This window comes from Streptomyces sp. NPDC057616 (genome assembly GCF_042800575.1).
In the GTDB taxonomy this organism is placed as follows: domain Bacteria; phylum Actinomycetota; class Actinomycetes; order Streptomycetales; family Streptomycetaceae; genus Streptomyces.
The window spans coordinates 78,524-99,536 of sequence record NZ_JBHVGU010000007.1; the positions used below are offsets into that span (position 1 = coordinate 78,524).

The 21,013-nt window shown below is 72.3% G+C and carries 23 protein-coding genes; 6 read left to right on the forward strand and 17 right to left on the reverse strand.

Annotated features, from left to right (window positions below):
• Positions 1-5: 5 nt before the first annotated feature.
• The gene (locus ACFU97_RS10585; protein WP_384253664.1) at positions 6-1,361 is read right to left on the reverse strand and encodes a glycosyltransferase 87 family protein; all 1,356 of its coding nucleotides are present in this window, start codon (positions 1,359-1,361) and stop codon (positions 6-8) included.
• Positions 1,358-2,752, reverse strand: a complete 1,395-nt coding sequence (gene mptB, locus ACFU97_RS10590) for a polyprenol phosphomannose-dependent alpha 1,6 mannosyltransferase MptB (protein WP_384253666.1) — start codon at positions 2,750-2,752, stop codon at positions 1,358-1,360. The genes ACFU97_RS10585 and mptB overlap by 4 nt, the downstream gene beginning before the upstream one ends.
• Positions 2,753-2,945: 193 nt before the next feature.
• Between mptB and ACFU97_RS10595 the strand changes: the two genes are divergently transcribed.
• Complete coding sequence (locus tag ACFU97_RS10595) at positions 2,946-3,761, forward strand: alpha/beta fold hydrolase (protein ID WP_384254132.1); 816 nt, start codon at positions 2,946-2,948, stop codon at positions 3,759-3,761.
• On the opposite strand, the gene ACFU97_RS10600 is transcribed toward ACFU97_RS10595, so the two are convergent.
• From ACFU97_RS10600 to ACFU97_RS10645, 10 genes are all read right to left on the reverse strand, one after another.
• Positions 3,730-4,668: a glutaminase gene (locus ACFU97_RS10600; protein WP_384253668.1), complete on the reverse strand. Its 939-nt coding sequence runs from the start codon at positions 4,666-4,668 to the stop codon at positions 3,730-3,732. The two genes, ACFU97_RS10595 and ACFU97_RS10600, sit on opposite strands and share 32 nt — an antisense overlap.
• A gap of 68 nt (positions 4,669-4,736) precedes the next feature.
• A complete protein-coding gene (aspA, locus tag ACFU97_RS10605; RefSeq protein WP_384253671.1) occupies positions 4,737-6,149 on the reverse strand; it encodes an aspartate ammonia-lyase in 1,413 nt (470 codons plus the stop codon).
• A gap of 132 nt (positions 6,150-6,281) precedes the next feature.
• Entirely contained in the window at positions 6,282-7,298 is a 1,017-nt protein-coding gene (locus tag ACFU97_RS10610) for an asparaginase (protein WP_384253673.1), read from the reverse strand.
• Positions 7,299-7,329: 31 nt separating this feature from the next.
• Positions 7,330-8,787: an amino acid permease gene (locus ACFU97_RS10615; RefSeq protein ID WP_384253675.1), complete on the reverse strand. Its 1,458-nt coding sequence runs from the start codon at positions 8,785-8,787 to the stop codon at positions 7,330-7,332.
• On the reverse strand, positions 8,784-9,461 hold the full coding sequence (locus tag ACFU97_RS10620) for a FadR/GntR family transcriptional regulator (protein WP_384254135.1): 678 nt from the start codon (positions 9,459-9,461) through the stop codon (positions 8,784-8,786). Before ACFU97_RS10620 ends, ACFU97_RS10615 begins: the two co-directional genes overlap by 4 nt.
• A gap of 180 nt (positions 9,462-9,641) precedes the next feature.
• Positions 9,642-10,478, reverse strand: a complete 837-nt coding sequence (locus ACFU97_RS10625) for an undecaprenyl-diphosphate phosphatase (RefSeq protein ID WP_384253678.1) — start codon at positions 10,476-10,478, stop codon at positions 9,642-9,644.
• Positions 10,479-10,552: 74 nt separating this feature from the next.
• The gene (gene crcB / locus ACFU97_RS10630; RefSeq protein WP_384253680.1) at positions 10,553-10,927 is read right to left on the reverse strand and encodes a fluoride efflux transporter CrcB; all 375 of its coding nucleotides are present in this window, start codon (positions 10,925-10,927) and stop codon (positions 10,553-10,555) included.
• Positions 10,924-11,304, reverse strand: coding sequence for a DUF190 domain-containing protein (locus ACFU97_RS10635; protein WP_384253683.1), 381 nt, complete (start codon positions 11,302-11,304; stop codon positions 10,924-10,926). Before ACFU97_RS10635 ends, crcB (ACFU97_RS10630) begins: the two co-directional genes overlap by 4 nt.
• The gene (gene crcB / locus ACFU97_RS10640; protein WP_384253685.1) at positions 11,301-11,762 is read right to left on the reverse strand and encodes a fluoride efflux transporter CrcB; all 462 of its coding nucleotides are present in this window, start codon (positions 11,760-11,762) and stop codon (positions 11,301-11,303) included. The genes ACFU97_RS10635 and crcB (ACFU97_RS10640) overlap by 4 nt, the downstream gene beginning before the upstream one ends.
• Before the next feature lie 170 nt (positions 11,763-11,932).
• Positions 11,933-12,895: an SMP-30/gluconolactonase/LRE family protein gene (locus ACFU97_RS10645; RefSeq protein ID WP_384254138.1), complete on the reverse strand. Its 963-nt coding sequence runs from the start codon at positions 12,893-12,895 to the stop codon at positions 11,933-11,935.
• A 155-nt stretch (positions 12,896-13,050) separates the two neighbouring features.
• Between ACFU97_RS10645 and ACFU97_RS10650 the strand changes: the two genes are divergently transcribed.
• From ACFU97_RS10650 to ACFU97_RS10665, 4 genes are all read left to right on the forward strand, one after another.
• Positions 13,051-13,944, forward strand: coding sequence for a ribonuclease BN (locus ACFU97_RS10650; protein ID WP_384253687.1), 894 nt, complete (start codon positions 13,051-13,053; stop codon positions 13,942-13,944).
• Between the two features lie 473 nt (positions 13,945-14,417).
• Positions 14,418-15,161: a class I SAM-dependent methyltransferase gene (locus tag ACFU97_RS10655; RefSeq protein WP_384253690.1), complete on the forward strand. Its 744-nt coding sequence runs from the start codon at positions 14,418-14,420 to the stop codon at positions 15,159-15,161.
• 106 nt (positions 15,162-15,267) lie between these two features.
• Entirely contained in the window at positions 15,268-15,618 is a 351-nt protein-coding gene (locus ACFU97_RS10660; protein WP_384253692.1) for a VOC family protein, read from the forward strand.
• Between the two features lie 76 nt (positions 15,619-15,694).
• Entirely contained in the window at positions 15,695-16,108 is a 414-nt protein-coding gene (locus ACFU97_RS10665) for a MarR family winged helix-turn-helix transcriptional regulator (RefSeq protein ID WP_384253695.1), read from the forward strand.
• Positions 16,109-16,161: 53 nt separating this feature from the next.
• Here the strand turns inward: ACFU97_RS10665 and ACFU97_RS10670 are convergent, their stop codons facing one another.
• Together ACFU97_RS10670 and ACFU97_RS10675 are read right to left on the reverse strand one after the other, a co-directional pair.
• Positions 16,162-16,926, reverse strand: a complete 765-nt coding sequence (locus tag ACFU97_RS10670) for an alpha/beta hydrolase (protein ID WP_384253697.1) — start codon at positions 16,924-16,926, stop codon at positions 16,162-16,164.
• A 213-nt stretch (positions 16,927-17,139) separates the two neighbouring features.
• A complete protein-coding gene (locus ACFU97_RS10675) occupies positions 17,140-17,736 on the reverse strand; it encodes a TetR/AcrR family transcriptional regulator (RefSeq protein ID WP_384253700.1) in 597 nt (198 codons plus the stop codon).
• 100 nt (positions 17,737-17,836) lie between these two features.
• Here ACFU97_RS10675 and ACFU97_RS10680 point away from each other — a divergent pair, with 100 nt between their 5' ends.
• Positions 17,837-18,754, forward strand: a complete 918-nt coding sequence (locus tag ACFU97_RS10680; protein WP_384253702.1) for an oxidoreductase — start codon at positions 17,837-17,839, stop codon at positions 18,752-18,754.
• A gap of 11 nt (positions 18,755-18,765) precedes the next feature.
• On the opposite strand, the gene ACFU97_RS10685 is transcribed toward ACFU97_RS10680, so the two are convergent.
• From ACFU97_RS10685 to ACFU97_RS10695, 3 genes are all read right to left on the reverse strand, one after another.
• Complete coding sequence (locus tag ACFU97_RS10685) at positions 18,766-19,878, reverse strand: hypothetical protein (RefSeq protein WP_384253704.1); 1,113 nt, start codon at positions 19,876-19,878, stop codon at positions 18,766-18,768.
• A gap of 71 nt (positions 19,879-19,949) precedes the next feature.
• Positions 19,950-20,363, reverse strand: a complete 414-nt coding sequence (locus ACFU97_RS10690; RefSeq protein ID WP_384253707.1) for a nitroreductase family deazaflavin-dependent oxidoreductase — start codon at positions 20,361-20,363, stop codon at positions 19,950-19,952.
• Positions 20,364-20,550: 187 nt separating this feature from the next.
• Positions 20,551-21,012 carry an SRPBCC family protein gene (locus ACFU97_RS10695; protein WP_384253710.1) on the reverse strand — a complete coding sequence of 154 codons (462 nt, stop codon included), beginning with the start codon at positions 21,010-21,012 and terminating at the stop codon, positions 20,551-20,553.
• Position 21,013 lies beyond the last annotated feature (1 nt).

The following is a 21,013-nucleotide window of genomic DNA, read 5'->3' on the forward strand; positions in this document are numbered from 1 at the left end:
GCCCGTCAGCTGCTCGACTGGGGGTTCGAGGCCGCCGGGCGGGTCGAACCGGTGGGCTCGCTGGACGCGCTGCGGTTCAAGCCCCGGCCCGGACCGCACGCCACACCCGTGGCGGCACCGCGCCCCACCCCCGTGGCCGTCGCCCCGGACGGCGGGCCGGGGTGGCCGGCGGCGGGCATCATCTCGGGTGCCGCCCTGATCGGCGCGGGCGCCGTGGCGCTGCTGCTGCGCCGCAAGGGCAGGCTGTCCGCGCGGAGTTGACCGGCCGGCAGCCACAGCAGCAGGCCCAGGGTGATCCATGTGTAGAGGTTGCTGCCGAGGAAGCCGTCGACGCCGGACGCGTCGTGGAACCACAGCCACACCACGCTGGTGCACATCACGGCGTACAGGGCGCCCGCCACGCGCGGGTGCCCGGCGCGCACCAGCACGGAGAAGGCCGGCAGCAGCCACACCAGGTGGTGCACCCACGTGATCGGGCTGACGAGACAGGCCGTCAGGCCGGTCAGGGCGAACGCGGCCGGCCAGTCGCCCGCCGCGAGGGCGCGGCGGGTGCGCCACGCCCAGACGCCGAGGACCACCAGGACCGCCGCGGCCCAGGCCGTGCGGTCGGTGTCGCCGAGCCGGGCGAGGATGCCCTGGAGCGACTGGTTGGAGACGTAGTCGAGCCGGCCCACCCGGTTCGTGTCCCACAGGGCCTCGGTCCAGTAGAAGCGGGAGGCGTCCGGGGCCACCACCGCGGCGAAGCCGGTCGCCGCGACGGTGACCGCGCCCGCGACGGCGGCGGCCCGCCGGCGCCCGGCGAGCAGCAGCAGGCCGATGAAGACTGCGGGCATCAGCTTGACGGCGGCCGCCAGGCCGATGCCGACGCCCGCCAGGCGCTCCCGGCCGGAGGACAGCAGCCACGCGTCGGTGAGGACCAGCGCCAGCAGCAGGAGGTTGACCTGCCCGAAGCTGAAGGTGTCGCGCAGCGGTTCGTACAGGGCGAGCAGACAGGCGCCCAGAGCGCAGCCGAACCAGCCGTAGCGGCGCCATGCCCCGTCGGTGAGGAAGTGCAGGATCAGCGCCAGGGCCGCGAGGTTGAGCAGGACGGAGCCCGCGATCGCGGTGCGCAGGCCGACGAGGGTCATCGGCAGCATGCTGACGGCCGCGAACGGCGGGTAGGTGAAGCCGTACGCCGTCCCCGGCACCTGGTAGTCGTAGAGCCGGCCGCCGTGGTGGATCCAGGTGTTGACCGCGCCGTAGTAGACGCGCAGGTCGAACCAGTCGCGCAGGAGCGGGACCGTCGCGGTGAAGGCGGCGACGGCCGCGGCGAGGGCGAGGACCAGCAGCAGCCGGCCGCGGTCGGTGCGGGGCGGGTTCATGCCGTCCTTTCCAGAGCGGGTGCCTGGGCCGCCTGATGGGCCTGCCACAGGACGACGACGGCGAGCGCGCCGCCGGAGACCGCCAGCATCAACTGCCCGCTGTCGGCGGGGCCGCCGCTGGGCAGGGTGGCGAGCGCGAGCACTCCCGTGACGGCCGCCACCCGCTGCCGTACCGACGTGGTGGGTGCCGCGGCGGCGATGAGGAACAGGCCCCACAGGGCGTACCAGGGGCGGATCGCCGGGCCGAACGCGGCCACCGCGGCGAGGCTCAGCCCGAGCGCGTAGACCGGCCTGGGGCGCAGCCGCGACCATATGGCCGCCACGACGACGGCGGTGATCGCGAGGCCGAACACGTGCCAGGCCGGGAGGGCCAGGGGCGCCAGGTCGCTGCCGAAGCGCGCCAGCACGGCGCCGGTGGCGCGGCCGAGGAGGCTGGAGAGCGCCCAGTTGTGCGGGGAGACGGGGGTGTCGAGGGCGCCGATCCAGCCGTATCCCGTGCCGGCGACGGCGGTCGCGGCGACCGTGGTGGCCGCGGTCGCGAGGACGGTCGTGCAGACGGCCTGCGCCGGATGCCGCCCGGCTCGGACCTGGAGGACGACGACCGCGGCGAGTCCGAGCACGGCGGGCGCCTTCACCAGCGCGGCGAGCGTGACGAGGACGGCGCCCAGGACGGGCCACCGGCCGAGTGCCGCGACCAGCCCGGCACCGAGCAGGCCGAGCATGATCGCGTCGTTGTGGGCGCCCGCCACCAGGTGGAGCAGGACCAGCGGGTTGAGGGCGCCGAGCCAGAGCGCGGCGGCCGGGTCGGCGCCACTGTGCCGGGCCAGGCGCGGCAGCGCGGCGGCCATCAGCGCCACGCCGAGCAGGGCGACCACCCGCATCCCGAAGAGGCCGGCCGGGATCTCACCGCGGGTCAGGCCGGACAGCCCGGAGGCGACCGCGAGGAACACCGGGCCGTAGGGGGCACCGGTGTGCTGCCACAGCGGGGCCACCTCGTCGGCGAGCGGGCCGCCGAGCTGGGCGGGCCCGTGGGCGTAGACGTCCATGTGGGCGTCGACCATCGCGCCCTGGGCGAGGTAGCTGTAGACGTCGCGGCTGAACAGCGGCGGGGCGAGCAGCAGCGGGGCCGCCCAGACGGCGAACACGAGCAGCAGGTCGCGCGGGGTGGGCGGCTCGGCGCCGCGCACCAGCCGGCCGAGCAGCACCCAGGCCGCTATCAGCAGCACCAGGCCGAAGTACGCGCCGACCAGGCCGAGCGCGGCGTGGACGTTGGCCGGAGCCAGCAGATCCCGTACGGGAAGGGCGCCGGCCGTCTCACCGCCCAGGGCGAGGAAGGCGGTGCCGGCCAGGCCCAGCACCTGGCAGCGGCGGAGATCGACGGGAGAAGCCATGGCCAACACTCGGAAAGCGTGTCAACGCCGGATGGCCGTAGCCTGACGCGCCGCCTGCCGGACGGGGGCCTGCGTGTGACCGGCGTGTGATCCCGCCGCGCGGCGATGAATTTCCCGTGACCTGCCGGTCTCCCCTGTGTACGGACCCTGCTTCCCGCCCCGGCCCCACCACCACGGAACGGACGTGACGACCATGCCGAACAGCTCCGCCTACGCCAAGGTCAACGGCCTGGAGATGTACTACGAGACCCACGGCGCCGACCGGACCGGGCAGCGGCCCCTCGTCCTGCTGCACGGCGGGGTGCACACCGTCGGCCTCTCCTTCGGGGCCGTGCTGCCCACCCTCGCCGAGGGCCGCCGCGTCGTGGCGCCCGAGTTGCAGGGCCACGGCCACACGGCCGACACCGAGCGCGAGATGTCGGTGGCGAACCTCGCTTCCGACGTCGTCGCGCTCCTGGACGAACTCGGCATCCGGCAGGCCGACTTCATCGGCTTCAGCCTCGGCGGCCTGACCGCACTGGAGATCGCGGTACGGCATCCCGAGCGCGTCGGCCGGCTGGTGCTCGCCTCCACGCAGTTCCGGCAGGACGGCTACCACGACGAGGTCCGCACCCCGGACTACAGCTCGCCGCGGCTGCCCAGCCAGGCGGACTTCCAGGAATGGGCCGAGGCCTACGCGGCCGTCGCGCCGCATCCCGAGCACTTCCAGGACTTCCTCGGCAAGGTCACCGGCGCCGCCCACGCCCCGCTGGAGTGGACCGACGACGATCTGCGCAGCCTGACCGCGCCCACGCTCCTCGTCGTCGGTGACACCGACTTCGTACGCGTCGAGCACGCGGCGGAGATGCGGGAGCTGATCCCCGACGCGCGGCTGGCGGTCGTGCCGGCCGCCACGCACGTGGCGCTGATGCGGCGCACCTCGGTGCTGCTGCCGCTGCTGACGGAGTTCCTGGACCGAACTCCCGCGCCCTGCCGGGTCAGAACACCGACAGACCGGTCAGGGTCGTGAAGCGGTCGAGGGCCGCGACGCCGGCCACCGAGTTGCCGCGCTCGTCGAGCCCCGGACTCCACACGCACAGCGTGCAGTGTCCGGGCACGACCGCGATGATGCCGCCGCCGACACCGCTCTTGCCGGGCAGCCCGACGCGGTAGGCGAAGTCACCGGCCGCGTCGTACGTCCCGCACGTCAGCATCACGGCGTTGACCTGCTTGGCCTCGCTCTGGCTGAGCAGGCGGGTGCCGTCGGCGCGTACGCCGTGGCGGGCCAGGAAGCCGGTGGCCAGGGCGAGGTCGGCGCAGGACGCCGTGACCGAGCACTGGCGGAAGTACTGGTCGAGCAGCACCGGCACCGGGTTGTCGATGTTGCCGTACGACGCCATGAAGTGGGCGAGGGCGGCGTTGCGGTCGCCGTGCGCGGTCTCGGAGGCGGCGACGTCCAGGTCGAAGTCCAGGTCCGGGTTGCCGCTCTCGGCGCGCAGGAAGCCGAGCAGCTCGCCCGAGGCGTCTCCGGTACGGGTCTGCAGGCGGTCGGTGACCACGAGGGCACCCGCGTTGATGAACGGGTTGCGCGGGATGCCGTTCTCGTACTCCAGCTGGATCAGCGAGTTGAAGGGGTTGCCGGAGGGCTCGCGGCCCACGTGCTCCCACAACTGGTCGCCCTCGCGGGCCAGGTCGAGGGCGAGGGTGAAGACCTTGGTGATGGACTGCGTCGAGAACGGCTCGCGCCAGTCCCCGACGCCGTACACCGTGCCGTCCGGCTCCGCGACGGCCATGCCGAAGCTGCGCGGGTCGCAGGCCGCGAGCGCCGGGATGTAGTCGGCGGGCCGGCCGCGTCCGGGCGTCCGCCCGATCTCCTCGGCGATGCGCGCCAGGACCGGTTCGAAGGTGGGGGACGACGTCACTGTCATGATCACCATTGTGCCGCCGCCCCGGTCCTGGCGCGTCCTCGCGGTACGGCGGGGAGCCCGGCGGGAGGTGTGGAGGGTCAGCCGATCGGCGATCCACTGCCCGCGAGGACCTCGGGGCGCAGCAGGCCGGCGAGCTTGTCGGCGGGCAACAGACCCTTCTCCAGGACGAGTTCGGCCACACCCCGGCCGGTGACGAGGGCCTCCTTGGCGATGTCGGTCGCGGCCGTGTACCCGATGTACGGGTTGAGCGCGGTGACCAGGCCGATGGAGTTCTCCACGCTGGCGCGCAGCGCCTCGGTGTTGGCGGTGATGCCGGACACGCAGCGCTCGGCGAGGGTGAGGCAGGCGGCGCGCAGGTGCGTGATGGACTCCGACAGGGAGTGCAGGATGATCGGCTCGAAGGCGTTGAGCTGGAGCTGCCCGGCCTCCGCGGCCATCGTGATGGTGACGTCGTTGCCGATCACCTCGAAGGCGACCTGGTTGACGACTTCCGGGATCACCGGGTTGACCTTGCCGGGCATGATGCTCGAACCGGCCTGCACCGGAGGCAGGTTGATCTCCCCGAGGCCCGCACGCGGCCCGGACGACAGCAGGCGCAGGTCGTTGCAGCTCTTGGAGAGCTTGACGGCGATCCGCTTGAGCACCCCCGACATCTGGACGAACGCGCCGCAGTCCTGGGTGGCCTCGACCAGGTTGGCGGCGGTGACCAGCGGCAGTCCGGTGATGTCGGCGAGGTGGCGGCGGGTCGCCTCGGCGTAGCCGGCGGGGGCGTTGAGTCCGGTGCCGATGGCCGTGGCGCCGAGGTTGATCTCATGGATCAACTGGACCGCCTCGTCAAGACGGTTGCGGTCCTCGTCCAGCATGACGGCATAGGCGGAGAACTCTTGACCGAGCGTCATGGGCACCGCGTCCTGCAACTGCGTACGACCCATCTTGAGCACGTCGCGGAACTCGACGGCCTTGTCCGCGAAGGCGTCCTGCAGTACGGACATCGCGTCGAGCAACCCGCGCACCGCGAACACCGTCGCCACCTTGACGGCCGTCGGGTAGACGTCGTTGGTGGACTGGCAGAGGTTGACGTCCTCGTTGGGATGCAGGTGCTGGTACTGGCCCTTCTCGAACCCCAGCCGTTCCAGCGCCCGGTTGGCGACGACCTCGTTGGCGTTCATGTTGGTCGACGTGCCGGCGCCGCCCTGGACGACGTCGACGACGAACTGGTCGTGCAGCCTGCCGTCCCGGATCTCGCGGCATGCCGCGACGATGGCGGCCGCCTTCCTCGGCTCCAGCAGCCCCAGCTCCTCGTTCGCGAGCGCGGCGGCCTCCTTGACGGCGGCGAGGGCGTCGATCAGATGCGGATAGGCGGAGATCGGCGTGCCGGTGATGGGGAAGTTCTCCGTGGCGCGCAGCGTGTGCACACCCCAGTACGCGTCGGCGGGTATGTCCCGGTCGCCGAGGAGGTCGTGCTCGCTGCGAAGGGCGGCGGTAGTCATGAGGGAGCTGTTTCCTCTTTCAAGGGGCTGGGGGTGAGCGCCCCCGTCCTGGGGGCGCGGGGAACTGCGCGACCGGCCGCGAACGGCCCGTGGACCGCAACCGGCCCGCAGTCCCCGGCAGAACGCGAAGTGCTACGCGCAGGCGGACAGCGGCACCGGGTCCAGGGCGCGCACCGCACGCACGCACCCCACCGGCTCACCGCCACCGAGCAGGGGCTCTCCCGCGAAGTCCACGAGCAGCGAGGGGTCCACGCCCGCGCGCGCGAGTGCCGCCGCGGCGACGGGGATCCGCGCCCGGGCGGCCCCGTCCGCGATCTTCACGGCGACGGCCCGCCCGTCGGGCAGCGCGGCGACCTGGACGCCCTCGAAGCCGTCCTTCGCCAGCAGTCCCGGCACGGCGCGCATGAGCTCGGCCACGTCCCGGCCGGCGCCGGACGCCATCTCGGCGTGGTCGCGCATGGCGTCGGCGACGCGCGCCTCGGGCGTACCGGCCGCCGCGGTGGTGATGCGGGCGGCCGCCCGCGCGAGCCCGTGCAGCGACACGGAGAACAGCGGGGCCCCGCACCCGTCGACGGTCACCCGCGCGATGCCCTGCCCGGTGAGGTCCTCGACGATCTCCGCGATCGCCTGCTGGAGCGGATGCCCGGGGTCGAGGTAGTTGTCCAGGGACCAGCCGTTGAGCCGGCAGGTGTAGAGCATCGCCGCGTGCTTGCCGGAGCAGTTCTGGGCGAGCCGGGAGGGCGTGCGCCCGTCCCGCACCCAGGTGTCGCGGACGGCCGGGTCGAACGGCATGTCCGGCACGTTGCCCAGGTGGTCCTCGGTGAGGCCGGCGAGTTCAAGGATGCGCCGGGCGCCGGCGAGGTGGCGTTCCTCGCCGGAGTGGCTGGCCGCGGCGAGGGAGAGGAGCTCTCCGTCGAGCGGGAGCCCCGCCCGCACCATGGCGACCGCCTGGACGGGCTTGAGGGCGGAGCGGGGGTAGAAGGCGGCCTCGATGTCTCCGATCTGGAGCTGGACCGAGCCGTCGGCGTCGAGGACGACGACGGAGCCGTGGTGGAGGCCCTCGACGACCCCGCCGCGTATCAGGTGGGCGACGGGGGCGTGGAGGGGCTCGCGGATCAGGGGTGCGTCCGCGACGGTGCTGCTGAACATCACTGCCTCTTGTCGAGGAGGGGCGCGAGGGTCACGCGCCCGCTCCGGTCGTGGATGGGTTCTCGGTGGACGGCCGTGCGACGCGGCGGCGGATGGCGAACCAGCCGCCGACGAGCGCTCCGACGATCAACGGCAGGCACAGCACGGTGGTGCGGCCGGCGCCTCCGTCGGCGTACATGAGGACCAGGACGGAGGCGAGGAAGGCCAGCGTCACGAGTTCGGTCCAGGGGGATCCCGGGAGCCGGTAGCCCGGGCGGGTCAGCTCGCCCCTCTGGGTCTTATGCCAGAAGAGGAGGTGACAGATCATGATCATGCCCCAGGTGGAGAGGATGCCGAGCGCCGCGAAGTTCAGGACGATCTCGAACGCGTCGGCGGGGACCACGAAGTTGAGGCCCACGCCCAGCACACAGATACCGCTGGTCAGCAGGATTCCGCCGTACGGTACCTGGCTGCGGCTCATCACCGAGGTGAACTTGGGGGCGGAGCCGGACATCGCCATGGAGCGCAGGATGCGGCCGGTGGAGTACAGGCCGGAGTTGAGCGAGGACATGGCCGCGGTGAGGACGACGAGGTTCATCACGCCGCCGGCCGCGGGGATGCCGACGTGGGACAGCACCGTCACGAAGGGGCTCTGGGCGGCGCTGTACTTGTTCCACGGCAGCAGCATCGACAGCAGGACCACGGAGCCCACGTAGAAGAGGCCGACGCGCCACATGATCGAGTTGATCGCCTTCGGCATGATCTTCTCGGGGTTGCTGGTCTCGCCGGCCGCGACGCCGACCAGTTCGACGGAGGCGTAGGCGAAGACGACGCCCTGGATGATCAGGAGCATGGGCAGCAGGCCGTTGGGGAAGATGCCGCCGTGGCCGGTGATCAGGGCCGGGCCGGGTTCCGTGCCGTCGACGGGATGCTGGGTGACCAGCAGGTAGATGCCGATGCACATGAAGATGACCAGCGCGCTGACCTTGACGATGGCGAACCAGAACTCCATCTCGCCGAAGATCTTCACCGAGATCAGGTTGACGGTGAGGACCACGGCCAGGGCGATCAATGCGATCAACCATTGAGGGATGTCGGAGAACATGCCCCAGTAGTGGGTGTAGGTGGCGACCGCGGTGATGTCGGCGATGCCGGTGGTGGCCCAGTTCAGGAAGTACATCCAGCCCGCGGTGTAGGCGCCCTTCTCGCCCAGGAACTCGCGGGCGTAGGAGACGAAGGCGCCGGAGGAGGGCCGGTAGAGCACCAGCTCGCCTAGGGCGCGCACCACCAGGAAGGCGAAGAGGCCGCAGACCGCGTAGGCGATGAACAGGGAGGGTCCCGCGTCGGCGAGGCGCCCGCCGGCGCCGAGGAACAGGCCGGTGCCGATGGCGCCGCCGATGGCGATCATGTTGACGTGCCGGGACTTAAGGGACTTGCTGTAACCGGCGTCGCCGGCGTCGACGTGGGTGGCGGGGGTGCGCGTCTCGTCCTTGAGGTGCTGCTCGCTCACGCCTCGGGTCCGCCTTCCGTGGGGCTGTCCGCACGCGCGGGGCGCACGATGTCGGTGAGGGTCGTCCTGACGCGGTCGAGGTGGTGGGCCATGGCCTCCTCGGCGTCCGCTCCGGAACCGTCGGTCAGCGCCTCGACGATCGCCCGGTGCTCGCGGTTGGACTGCTCGCGCCGCCCGCCCAGCTCGGTGAGGAAGGCCGACTGGCGCGCCAGCGCGTCCCGGATCTCCTCGATCACGCGGCGGAAGACCGGGTTCTGGGAGGCCTGGGCGACGGCCAGGTGGAACAGCGTGTCGAGGGCGACCCACGAGGTGGTGTCGGTCTCCCGCTCCATGCGCTCCAGCAGGTGCGCCAGGTGGTCGAGGTCCTCGGGGGTGCGACGCACGGCCGCGTAGCCCGCCACCGGGATCTCGACGTGGCGGCGGACCTCCAGCAGGTCGCTGGCCGCGTAGTCGCCGAACGTGGGGTCCTCCACGGTGCTGGCGACGACGAACGTGCCCTTGCCCGTCCGTGAGACGGTCAGGCCCATCGTCTGCAGGGCCCTGAGGGCCTCCCGCAGGACGGGGCGGCTCACCTCGAGGGTGCGGCACAGCTCCGCCTCCGAGGGCAGCTTGTCCCCCACCGCGTAGTCGCCGCGTTCGATGGCGGCACGCAGGTACCCGAGCACCGCTTCCATGGCGCTGACGCGTCGCGGGCCCTGACTGGCTGTCTGGCTGTCTGACAGGTTCACGGGAGTGATCCTGCGGGTGACGGGCGGCGGCTGTCAAGCGTTCCGGGCCGGGAACGGGCCGGGAACGACGAAGGGCGTGAAGTCCGGCAGTGGACTCCACGCCCCGAGACGGGCGGACGGCGGGCGTCAGCTGCTGAGCGCGCCCGTGCCCAGCAGGCCCAGCAGCAGCACGCCGACGATGATCCGGTAGACCACGAAGGCGTTGAAGGAGTGCTTGGCGACGAACTTCAGCAGCCAGGCGATCGAGGCGTAGGCGACCACGAAGGACACGACCGTGCCGGCGATCAGCGGCGCGGCACCCACCCCCGCCCCCAGGGCGTCCTTGAGCTCGTACAGGCCGGCGCCGGTAAGCGCCGGGATGCCGAGGAAGAACGACAGCCGGGTGGCCGCCACCCGGTCCAGGTCCAGGATCAGCGCGGTCGACATCGTGGCGCCCGAGCGGGAGAAGCCCGGGAACAGCAGCGCCAGGATCTGCGAACTGCCCACCAGCATCGCGTCCTTGAAGGTGGTGTCGTCCTCACCGCGCTTGTGCCGGCCCATCTGGTCGGCCGCCCACATCACGCCCGACCCGACGATCAGCGAGGCCGCCACCACCCACAGCGAGGCCAGCGGCCCCTCGATCAGCGGCTTGGCGGCGAGGCCCACGAGCACGATCGGGATCGTGGCGTAGATGACCCACCAGGCGAACTTGTAGTCGTGGTGGTGGCGCTCCTCCTTGTTGGCGATGCCACGCCCCCAGGCGGAGACGATCCGCACGATGTCCTTGAAGAAGTACACGAGCACGGCGGCGATCGCGCCGACCTGGATGACGGCGGAGAACCCGACGACCGCGTCGTCGTCCACGGGGATGCCCATCAGCCCCTCGGTGATCTTCAGATGCCCGGTCGAGGAGACCGGGAGGAACTCGGTCACCCCCTCGACGGCTCCGAGGACGACGGCCTGACCGACGCTAATGACGCTCATGTGATCCAGTTCTGAGGAGTTGGGTCGACAGTGTTGTGGACAGTCTTACTACGGGCGTGCGGACGGCCGGCCGCCTACCCCCACAGGGCCTCGGCGATCGACGCCCCGGCGAATGCCGCGCCGAGGCCCGCCGCCAGACTCCCGACGACGTTGGCGGCAGCGTAGAGCCCGGCACCGGTCTCGGTCAGCCGCAGGGTCTCGTAGGAGAAGGTCGAGTACGTGGTCAGGGCCCCGCACAGACCGGTGCCGAGCAGCAGCTGGAGGTGGGGGCCGGCCGCTCCGGCGGACACCGCGCCGGTCAGCAGACCCAGGATCAGGCAGCCGCAGACGTTCACCGCGAAGGTGCCCCAGGGGAAGACCGAGTCGTGCCGGAACTGCACCGCGCGGTCGGTGAGGTAGCGCAGCGGGGCACCGACGACGGCGCCCCCCACGACCAGCAGCCAGTTCACAACGACTTCTTACCCTTCGTGTCCGCGCGGTCGGGGTCCGCTTCACGGCCGACGTACCGGATGACCTCGCAGTCGTCCAGGATGACGAGACCCGAGCCGACGAGTTCGTCGAGCTGCGGGAGGAAGGCACGGACGCGCTCCTCGGTGTCGACGATCACGATCGCCACCGGCAGGTCCTCGCTCATGGACAGCAGTCGGGAGGTGTGGATCAGCGACGAGGCGCCGAAGCCCTCGATGCCGCGGAAGACGCTGGCGCCGGCCAGTCCGGTTGCGTGCGCGCGGTGCACGATCTCGGAGTAGAGCGGCTTGTGGTGCCAGGTGTCGTTCTCGCCGATGAAGACGGTCACGCGCAGGGCGCTGCCGGTGAGCCTCGTCATGGCTGCCTCCACTTCAGGACGCGGCGGGCCGTGGTCATCGCGAGCCACACCGCCGTGAGGGCCGCGAGCAGGGTCGCGGCGAGGTAGGCCAGCCCGGTGCCGGGGTGGCCGCCGTCGACGAGCCGCTGGATGTCGACGGCGTAGGTGGAGAAGGTGGTGAAGCCACCGAGCACGCCGGTGCCGAAGAACGGGCGCACCAGGCGGTGGGCTGCCCAGACGTCGGTGATGACCACCATGAACACGCCGATCACGGCGCAGCCGACGACGTTGGTCCAGAAGGTCGCCCAGGGGAATCCGCCGGGCGCGGTGGGCCACCACAGGGTGAGGGCGTAGCGGGCGGTGGCGCCGAGGGCTCCGCCGAGCGCCACCACCGCGACGACGGGCGCCTGGCCCCGCCAGACGGGCGGCCTCGGGGTACGGGTCCGGGTGCGGATGCTCTCGGCCTCCGGGGCTGTCATGGTCGTACCTCTCCTACTCGCCGGGGCCCTGGACGTGCGGGCGCCGTAGCTCAGCAAGTAGGGACCGTTGGCGGCACCACTGCCGCGGTTCGGGTACGGCGGGCCCCACCGCCGCGCCGCGAGGGGTGCTCACGGCCGGGCAACAGGGTAGCGCCCGGGCCGCGCCGCGGTCACTTCGGGACCGGTGGCTCGCACACCGCGATGCCCCGCTCCCACACGCTGCCCAGGATCAGGTGGCCGGCGGCCTCGCAGACGCTGGTCACCATGCGGTAGCCGGAGCGGCGGCGGGCGAGGTGGTGGACGATCCCGCCCAGGTCGTCGACCGCGACGACGCCGGCCATGCCGGTGGGGCGATAGGGGGCGCGGACGGCGATCCGGGCCGCGGCACGGCGTACGGCCGGGGCGGCGCGGTGCAGCAGGTCGAGCGGGGGGACGTGGGGGCCGGCCAGGGACACCCAGATCGGGCCGTCCGGTGTGCCGCGCCAGATGTTGTCCGGCATGCCGGGGAGATCCTCGACGAAGGGCTCGCTCCTGCCGGCCTCCGGGCCGGTGAGCCAGTACCGGGTGAGGCGGCAGGCGCCCGTCTCGGCGACGACCAGGAAGGACTCGTCGGCGCTGAGCGCGAGGCCGTTGGCGAACTGGAGCCCCTCCAGCAGGACTTCCGGACGCTCACTGCCGGGAGCCAGGCGCAGCAGCCGGCCGGTTCCGGTGTGCTCGACGATGTCGCCGATCCACTGGTCCAGGGGGTAGACCTGGCTGGAGACGGTGAAGCAGAAGCTCCCGTCGGCCAGGGCGACGACGTTGCTGCAGAACCGCAGCCGCTCCCCCGCCACCGAGTCGGCGAGGATGCGGACGATGCCCTCGCGCAGGTCGACGCGCATCAGACCGAGCTCGGCGTCGCACACCAACAGGGCGTCGTCGGCGAGGAGTTCGAGGCCGAGCGGGCGGCCGCCGGTCTCGGCGAGCACCTCGACGCGGGCGGCCGCGGGGTCCGCCAGGCCGTCGATGCGCAGGATGCGGCCGTCCTCCACGCCGGTCAGCACGCGGCCGCGGGAGTCCGCGACGACATCCTCGGGGCCGCGGCCGCCGATGGCCACGTACCGGAGCGGGACGAGTTCACTGGGACGGTCCATGAAAACCTCCTCGTCGAGGTCGGGACGGTTCATGCTGGCATGGAGGGGCACTGCCGCCGGGTGCCGCGTCACTCGTTCAGGTTTACCTGGCGGCATTCCTGGCCACTCAGCACACCACCACGGGTGGCCCCGGGCCGGAGGAAGGGGTGGTCCCCATGTCACGGTGGGCCTCGTGGCACCGGTTGGGAGTCGCCGAGCTGCACCGCCGCGGGACCGAGCTGGAGTTGCTGCACCGGGCGATGGGGTTCGCGACGCTCGCCCTGGTCACCCTGGCGCCGCTGCTGATCGTGGTCGCCGCCGCGGATCCGTTCGGGCACGGCGGGTTCGCCTTGTGGCTGGTGGACGGCATGGCGCTGTCCGGCAGGTCCGCCGCCGCCCTCGCCCATGTCTTCGGCCCGACCCGCCAGGTCATCAGCACCACCAGCGCGCTGAGCATGGCCCTGCTCGCGCTGTTCGGCATCTCCTTCGCCTCCAGCGTGCAGAACGGCTACGAGCGGATCTGGCAGGCCGCCTCCGTCCCCTGGCACCGCATCTGGCGGCAGGTGGTCTGGCTCTTCATGCTCATGGTCTACCTGTACGCCCAGGTACAGACCCGCCATGTGCTGGCGGGCACCCCGCGCATCCTGCTCAGCATGGGCGTCGGCGTGCTGTTCTTCTGGTGGGGACCGCACTTCCTGCTCTGCCGCCAGGTGCCCTGGCGGTATCTGCTGCCGGGCGCGATCGCGACGATGGCGGGCCTGGTCGGCCTGCGCGGCTTCTCCTATCTGGTGTTCACCCCGCTCCTGGTCACCAACGCGATCAGCTACGGGCCGGTCGGCACGGTCCTGGTGGTGGAGTCCTGGCTCGTCGGCGTCGGATTCGTCGTCTACGGGGGTCCGCTGCTGGGCCGGCTGGTGTGCGAGTGGCTCGGGCACGTCGACGTTCCCGGGGACGCGCCGAAGCGGAAGACGGGGGAACCGCCGGACCGCGGTGGCCGGCCGCCGCCGGACGAGGACACGGCCCCGCGCCCCACGGAGCGCGGCCCGGGGCCGACTGCCACGCGCACCTAGCCGGGAGGGATCGCCGTTCACGGGCGCCCGCGTTCGCTGCCCGGAGGTGGCGCGCCGAGCGAAGACCTCACCGTCTCGTCCCCTCCGCCGGCCGGACCGCCGCACTCCGCGTCCCCACACTCTGCCGCACTCCGGGCCGCCGCGCAGGGCGTTCCACCGGCCTTGACCGGGAACGTACGAACCGATCCCGGCGCCGCGAGGCGCTTGCCCCGTCCGGAGAACGGGCGAGGGCCCTCCGCTCCCCCGCGGCCGGGCCCTCGCCGTCGTGGCTCAGCGGTGGCCGAACCACGCCATCGCCGGGAGCGCCCTGTCGTCCACGATCCCTCAGCCCTGCGACCGCGTCAGCGCCGAGATGGTCCGGGTGCCGCCGGCGCAGACCGGGGGCGAGGACGCGGCGGTGATCCTGCCGACGGAGCTGGTGAAGCGGGATTCGCCCCTGGGGCCGGCCGCGGTTCGGTTCGATACTGAGCGGCATGGCCCTCTATGACACGCTCGGCACGACGTACGGCCTGACCCGGCGGCCCGATCCTCGGATCGCCGCGCAGATCCACGCCGCGCTCGGGGACGTCGCGGACGTGGTCAACGTAGGCGCGGGCACCGGCTCCTACGAGCCGCCGCACACGGTGCTCGCCGTCGAGCCCAGCCGGGTCATGCTGGCGCAGCGGCCGCCGGGTTCGGCGCCGTCCGTGTGCGCGGTCGCCGAACGGCTGCCGCTGCGCGACGACGCCGCCGACGCGGTCCTGGCGCTGCTGACCGTCCATCACTGGACGGATCTCCCGGCCGGGATCGCGGAGCTGCGCCGGGTCGCCCGCCGCCGGGTCGTCGTCCTGACCTGGGACCAGACGGTCTTCCGTGAGCGGTTCTGGCTGGTGCGGGAGTACCTTCCGCAGGCGGCCGCCCTCGACGACGCACGCGCAGTGGCGATCGACCGGCTGGCCGACCTGCTCGGCGGAGTGCGGCAGCAGCCCGTGCCGGTGCCGCACGACTGCATCGACGGGTTCGGCGCCGCCTTCTGGCGCCGCCCCCACGCCTATCTCGACCCGCGGGTGCGGGCCGGCATCTCCCTGTTCGCCCAGGCAGGCGAGGAGGTGGTCGCCCCGGGGCTGGCGCGGCTCGCCGGCGACCTCGCGGACGGCCGCTGGCACACCCGTCACGCCGGCCTGCTCGGACTCGGCAGCATCGATGTCGGCTACCGCCTGCTGGTCGCCGAGGTGTGAACGCACCCAACCGGTCAGGATCCGAGAAGCCGCACCGCCCTCCCCCGGCTTAGCGTGAGTGCACCGACGAAATCCGTCGGTCCCCCCTTCCGTCGAGGAGTACGCCATGACCGCCGGACTCAAGACCGTCATCTACCCCGTCAAGGACCTCGCCAAGGCGAAGGCGCTGTTCAGCGCGCTGCTGGAGGTGGAGCCGTATGCGGACGAGCCGTACTACGTCGGCTTCAAGGACGCCGGGCAGGACGTCGGGCTCGACCCCAACGGGCACGCGAAGGGCATGACCGGCCCGGTGCCCTACTGGCACGTCTCCGACATCCGGGCGCGGCTGGCCGCGCTGGTGGACGCGGGCGCCGAGCTGATGCAGGACGTGCAGGACGTCGGCGGCGGCCGGCTGATCGCCTTCGTCAAGGACGCGGACGGCAACCTCGTCGGACTGCTCCAGGACCCCGCCTCCTGACACCACCGGCCAAGCTGTATGCACCCGCATTGGTTGCGCCGTCAACAAATGGCTGATTCGGTGTTACCGTGCGGGTATGGCAGTGAAGACGGCCGACGCCCGGCTCGAGGATCAGTGGCGGGACATCCTCTCCGTGCATGCGCGCACCATGTGCGAGATCGATCGCGTCCTGCACCCCCGCGGCCTGGGCGCGAGCGACTTCGAGGTGCTCGACATCCTCGCGTCCGAGTCCCTCGGCGAGGGCGAGCACTGCCGGGTGCAGAACCTCGTCGGACGGGTCCATCTCAGTCAGAGCGCGCTGTCCCGGCTCATCGGCCGCCTGGAGAAGGACGGGCTGGTGGAGCGCTCCGTCTGCGTGGAGGACCGGCGCGGGGTGTGGGTGGTGCTGACCGACAAGGGGCGCGCCCTGCACGCGGAGGTGCAGCCGCTGCAGCGCGAGGTGCTGGCCCGGCTGCTGGGCGACCGCGCCGCGGACTCTCCTGAACACTGAGCATCGAGTGATGTCGGGGCCCGGTCGGCGACCGGGCCCCGACATCTGTTCCGTCAGTCCTGTGACGTGACCGTCCGGCCGAGGTGGCGGACGAAGAACCGGACCGCGCTGTCGGCCTCGAACCTGGGCAGTTCCTTGTGCCTGCCCGCATTGACGTGCAGCGACTTCTCCGCCGAGGCGAAGGCGTCGAACAGCGCGAGAGCGGAGTCGCGCGGGATGTGCTCGTCGTCCCACTGCATGTCGAACTCGATCGGGACGGTGATCCGCTTCGCCGTCGCGGCCAGGACGTCCGGCCAGTGGAGCCCGAACACGGCGGCCGTGACCCGCGGTTCGTCCGCCACGAACGGCACCCCGATCGCGGTGGCCATGTTCAGGCCGTAGTAGCCGACCGCCCCGCCGGTGCCGATCTCCGGCAGTTCCTGGAGGGCGTCCAGGGTGGCCCGCCACTCGGGTACGGCGCGCTCGGCGAGCTGGGCGTTGTAGCGGACGACGACCGGGCCCTCCGGCTCGCCCGCCGCCCTGGCCGCGAACAGCGCGGCGATCTCCTGCTCGTCGTACGGCGTGCGCGGCCGGCCGCCGTGGCCGGGTGCGTCGATGACGGCGACGTGGAACCCACCGTCGTGGACCAGGCGTTCGGCGCGGCCCACCATGGCGGGCCACCTCTTGTGGGTGCCGCCGCCGTGGCCCATCAGCACCAGGGGCGCGCGGTCGGTGCCGGGTGCGGGCGACCAGAGGACGCCGGTGATCTCGCCGAGGGTGAAGTCGCGTTCGAGGACGCCGTTCTTCGTCGTCCCGGCGGTGAAGTGCACTACATCCATGGGGAGTTGCCTTTCGGGAGGACCTTCTGTCGAGGCGCTCCCGGCGACTCCTGCGTCAGTCGCCGACCGTGATCCCCGGGGGGAGCACCCACACAGCTTCAGCGTTCATGGGTCTCACCTCCTCGGTCGGTGTCACGGCATGGCGCAGACTACCGGCCGGCCGCCGCCCCGCCCAACTCCTTTTCGCACCGCGCCCGGCTTCACGTGCCATGGTCACGGCCGCACGCCGCGCAGGATGAACGCGACCACGTCGTCCAGCCCGCGCTCGTCCATCTCCTGGGGCAGCATCCCGGACACCGCGAGGTCGGCGTAGCCGTGCAGGGTCGCGAAGACGGGGAGGGCGACCTGCTCCAGGGATCCGGGCCGCACCTCTCCCCTGGCCTGCCCCTCGGCGACGATCTTCAGCACCAGGTCGGACCAGCGCTGCGTCGCCTCCAGCAGCGCGTCGGACGCCGACGGGTCGTGCTTGATGGAGTACATGAGGTCGAGGAGCGCGGCATTGTCCCGGGCGAAGCCCACATAGGCGCGGACCACCGCGTCGACCTGCTCCGCGATCTTGTCCGGGACGCCGTCCTGCGAGGCCCCGAGGACGGCCGTCAGCCGCTCGAATCCGTTCAGCGCCAGCGCGTCCAGCAGGGCCTGCTTGTCCTTGAAGTGACGGCTCGGCGCGGCATGGCTGACGCCGAGGTCGCGGGCGAGTTCGCGCAGCGACAGGGCGCCCGGCCCCTTCTCGCGGAGCGTCTCCTCGGCCCGGGCCAGCAGGGCGGCGCGCAGGTCTCCGTGGTGGTAGCTGCGGGTGCGGGTGTGCATACGCATCAGTGTATCGGTCATGTTTGTGCCGACTACATTGTTGGCACCGTCACCATTGTTGTCATTGACAGCATTGTAGTCACCGCCTACATTTGCTGGCATGACTACTCGAACCAGCACCTGGAACATCACCGACATCCCCGACCAGACCGGCCGCACCGCCGTGGTGACCGGCGCCAACAGCGGGCTCGGCATCGCCACCGTCGAGGCGCTGGCCGGCGCGGGCGCGCACGTGGTGCTCGCCGTCCGCGACCCCCGGCGCGGCGAGGCCGCCGCCTCGGGCGTGCGGGGCAGCGTGGAGGTGCGCCGCCTCGATCTCGCCGATCTCGCCTCGGTGCGCGAGTTCGCCGCCGGCTGGCAGGGCGGCCTGGACCTGCTCGTCAACAACGCCGGCGTCATGAACATCCCGGAGTCCGCCACCAAGGACGGCTTCGAGACGCAGTTCGGCACCAACCACCTGGGGCACTTCGCCCTGACGAACCTGCTGCTCCCCCACATCACCGACCGGGTGGTGACCGTGTCGTCCGGCGCGCACCGGATGCCGGGCAGCCCCCGCATCCACTTCGACAACCTCAACCTCTCCGGCGAGTACGCGCCCATGAAGGCCTACAGCCAGTCCAAGCTCGCCAACCTGCTCTTCACCCTCGAACTCCAGCGCAGGCTCGCAGAGTCGGGCTCGCCCGTACGCGCGCTGGCCGCGCACCCGGGCTGGGCCGCCACCAACCTCCAGAGCCACGACGGCAGCGCGCTGCGGCGCGCCTTCATGCGGCTGGGCAACCGCTTCGTGGCGCAGGACAACAAGGCCGGCGCCCTGCCGACCCTCTACGCCGCGATCGCGGACCTGCCCGGCGCGAGCTACGTCGGCCCGGACGGCCTCGGCGAGATGCGCGGCGCCCCGACCCTGGTCGGCCGCTCGCGGGCGGCCGGCGACCCGGTCGCCGCCCGCCGTCTGTGGACGGCCTCCGAGGAGCTGACCGGCATCGCCTTCCCGCACCCGGCTCCGCTCTCGGCGGCGTGAGGACCCCTCCGTCAGGCCCCCTGTCCCCCCGTCGGCGGCTCCACCTCGCCCGGTTTCCGGTCGGCCGGCCGGCGCGGCGGAACCGGCGTCGAGGCGAAGTCCCGCGGGCCGGTCCACAGCGCGGGCACCGCGTCGCAGCGTCGGCACAACGCGTAGGCGATCTGCTCGTAGTTGACCCGCCAGCCGTGGAAGTGCGGCCATGCCTCGGACGTGGTGCGCTCGGCGGCGAAGCCCGCCGCCTCCAGCATGTCGGCCGCCGCCTCGAACTCGGCGTAGCCGAGCTGGATCCGGGCATCCGGCGGCGGATCGGGGTCGAAGGGCAGACGCAGACCGCGTGCGATGTCGCGCAGGGCGGTGAACCCGGCACGCAGCACGAGGCGCGCCTCCGGCGGGGCGCTGTGCGGGGTGAGGGCGAGCTGCATCGCCGCCGCGTCCATGACGGCGATCAGCCCGACCAGCCAGTGGCGGTACGGGCGGGGCGAGCGGAACGCGATCAGGACCGGGTAGGTCGAGTGGCTCTCGCCCATGTCGGAGGCCAGCCGCTCCCAGGCCCGGTACAGCTCGGGCAGCGCGGTCTCGGTGTCGACCAGCCACTGCCGGGCCAGGATCTCCGGACCCCAGGCGGGTTCGCCGGCCCGCGACTGGAGCAGGGTCACCTCGAGCTCGCGCCGGTTGTAGGCGGCGTACAGGGTGGGCAGGTACGCGATCTGCAGGGCGATCAGGACCGGGCCGGTGGCGGCCGCGATGAAGTCGAGCGCGGACAGGCGCAGCCGGTCACCGCTGGCGAAGCCGAGGGTGAGCAGGCTGGAACCCGCCTCCCGGAAGGAGTCGCCCCACTTCAGCCCGGACAGCGCGTGCAGCAGCAGGCCGTAACCCACCAGGGCGCCGCCCAGCCAGGTCGCGAGCATGCCGATCAGGATCAGCGGGGCGAGCCAGGTCTGCGCGCGGTCGATGGCCTCGTAGCCGCCGCGGGGTGCGCCGAGCCGCAGCAGGCGGCGCAGCATCCACCACAGCCGGAACACCAGCGCCGAGTAGAGGCCCCGGGGCACCACCAGGGTGCGCAGGACGTTGACGAACAGGACCGCCAGCAGCAGCCCGCCGGCCACGCCGGAGATCCATTCCATGCGGCCCATTGTGGACCGCCGCCGGGCACGGCGATCAGGTGCCGGGATCAGGCCGTGACCGGGCGCGCGGATCAGGTGCGGCCGCGCAGCCGGAAGACCGGGTGGTCGGCCGGGTCGGGGAGCGCGGTCAGGACCGAGGAGACCGTGGGCATGCCGCCGTACTTCTCGCGGTACGCCGCCATGATCGGCGGGCGCTCGGCCTCGGGCACCTCCTCCGTGGTGAGGTCCTCGGTACGGCCGCGCACGGTCAGCCGGCACTCGGGCGAGGCGCGCAGGTTCAGCGCCCAGTCGCTCACGCCGCGGTAGGAGACCAGATAGCGCTCGCCCTCGTGGTCCAGGACGGCGACGGGCACCGTCCGCCAGCGCCCGCTGGTGCGGCCGCGCACCGCCAGCTTGGACACCATGGACCGTCCGAACAACGGCGCGAGCCGGTTGCCCACGTGCCGCTGCATCCAGGGCGGCTTGAGGTAGGTGCGGTCTGCCATCGGTGACCACTTCCCTTCCGGCCTTCCGGCGGAACGCTCCGGTCCGGGTGCACCGCGGCCACCGCGGCGCCACGGGCGGGCACCCTGTGAATCCTGCTCCGCGCGGGCGCCGTTCACCAGCCCCGCGGGGCCGCGCGAGCGGACGTACTGCCCAAGAAAACGGACGAATTCATGGTGTTGCCACGGCTTACGGGCGCAGCGCCGCCGCCGCGCCGCGATGTTCGCGCACCGCGATCCGGGCCAGCTTCGTCAGCATCATGCCGTTGCGGATCGAGACGAGGTGGTCGACGGGAGGCCCGTGCATCCGGATGCCCGGGCCGCGCAGGGGATGCCAGTCGAGGACGCAAAGGGTGTTCTCGCCCCAGGGGACCAGGTTCATGGCGATGCGGGCCGCGCCGAAGGGGTGCGCCTTCGCCTCCAGCTCCAGGCGGCGTTGCGGCTCGCAGATGCGGACGACGCAGGTGTCCTCGACGGCGAGGGGGCCGAGGCCGACCCTGACCAGCAGCCGGGCGCCCACGTCCGGCCAGCGCGGGTCCGCGTCGGTGACCTGCTGGGTTCCTGAGACCCACTCCCCGTAGCGGCGGCCGTCGGACAGCAGGCGCCAGACCGTGGACGGCGGGCTCAGGATGAGCCGGCGATTCCGGGACACC

Bases quoted from the DNA above. Each gene is read 5' to 3' on its own strand.
- ACFU97_RS10645 (WP_384254138.1), bottom strand. From the start codon at position 12,895: ATGGACCGTCCCAGTGAACTCGTCCCGCTCCGGTACGTGGCCATCGGC.
- ACFU97_RS10625 (WP_384253678.1), bottom strand. From the start codon at position 10,478: ATGAGCGTCATTAGCGTCGGTCAGGCCGTCGTCCTCGGAGCCGTCGAG.
- ACFU97_RS10655 (WP_384253690.1), top strand. From the start codon at position 14,418: ATGGCCCTCTATGACACGCTCGGCACGACGTACGGCCTGACCCGGCGG.
- ACFU97_RS10690 (WP_384253707.1), bottom strand. From the start codon at position 20,363: ATGGCAGACCGCACCTACCTCAAGCCGCCCTGGATGCAGCGGCACGTG.
- mptB (WP_384253666.1), bottom strand. From the start codon at position 2,752: ATGGCTTCTCCCGTCGATCTCCGCCGCTGCCAGGTGCTGGGCCTGGCC.
- ACFU97_RS10660 (WP_384253692.1), top strand. From the start codon at position 15,268: ATGACCGCCGGACTCAAGACCGTCATCTACCCCGTCAAGGACCTCGCC.
- ACFU97_RS10680 (WP_384253702.1), top strand. From the start codon at position 17,837: ATGACTACTCGAACCAGCACCTGGAACATCACCGACATCCCCGACCAG.
- aspA (WP_384253671.1), bottom strand. From the start codon at position 6,149: ATGACTACCGCCGCCCTTCGCAGCGAGCACGACCTCCTCGGCGACCGG.
- ACFU97_RS10600 (WP_384253668.1), bottom strand. From the start codon at position 4,668: ATGGTGATCATGACAGTGACGTCGTCCCCCACCTTCGAACCGGTCCTG.
- ACFU97_RS10665 (WP_384253695.1), top strand. From the start codon at position 15,695: ATGGCAGTGAAGACGGCCGACGCCCGGCTCGAGGATCAGTGGCGGGAC.
- ACFU97_RS10685 (WP_384253704.1), bottom strand. From the start codon at position 19,878: ATGGAATGGATCTCCGGCGTGGCCGGCGGGCTGCTGCTGGCGGTCCTG.
- crcB (WP_384253685.1), bottom strand. From the start codon at position 11,762: ATGACAGCCCCGGAGGCCGAGAGCATCCGCACCCGGACCCGTACCCCG.
- ACFU97_RS10635 (WP_384253683.1), bottom strand. From the start codon at position 11,304: ATGACGAGGCTCACCGGCAGCGCCCTGCGCGTGACCGTCTTCATCGGC.
- ACFU97_RS10620 (WP_384254135.1), bottom strand. From the start codon at position 9,461: ATGGAAGCGGTGCTCGGGTACCTGCGTGCCGCCATCGAACGCGGCGAC.
- ACFU97_RS10595 (WP_384254132.1), top strand. From the start codon at position 2,946: ATGCCGAACAGCTCCGCCTACGCCAAGGTCAACGGCCTGGAGATGTAC.
- ACFU97_RS10675 (WP_384253700.1), bottom strand. From the start codon at position 17,736: ATGCACACCCGCACCCGCAGCTACCACCACGGAGACCTGCGCGCCGCC.
- ACFU97_RS10670 (WP_384253697.1), bottom strand. From the start codon at position 16,926: ATGGATGTAGTGCACTTCACCGCCGGGACGACGAAGAACGGCGTCCTC.
- ACFU97_RS10650 (WP_384253687.1), top strand. From the start codon at position 13,051: ATGTCACGGTGGGCCTCGTGGCACCGGTTGGGAGTCGCCGAGCTGCAC.
- ACFU97_RS10585 (WP_384253664.1), bottom strand. From the start codon at position 1,361: ATGAACCCGCCCCGCACCGACCGCGGCCGGCTGCTGCTGGTCCTCGCC.
- ACFU97_RS10610 (WP_384253673.1), bottom strand. From the start codon at position 7,298: ATGTTCAGCAGCACCGTCGCGGACGCACCCCTGATCCGCGAGCCCCTC.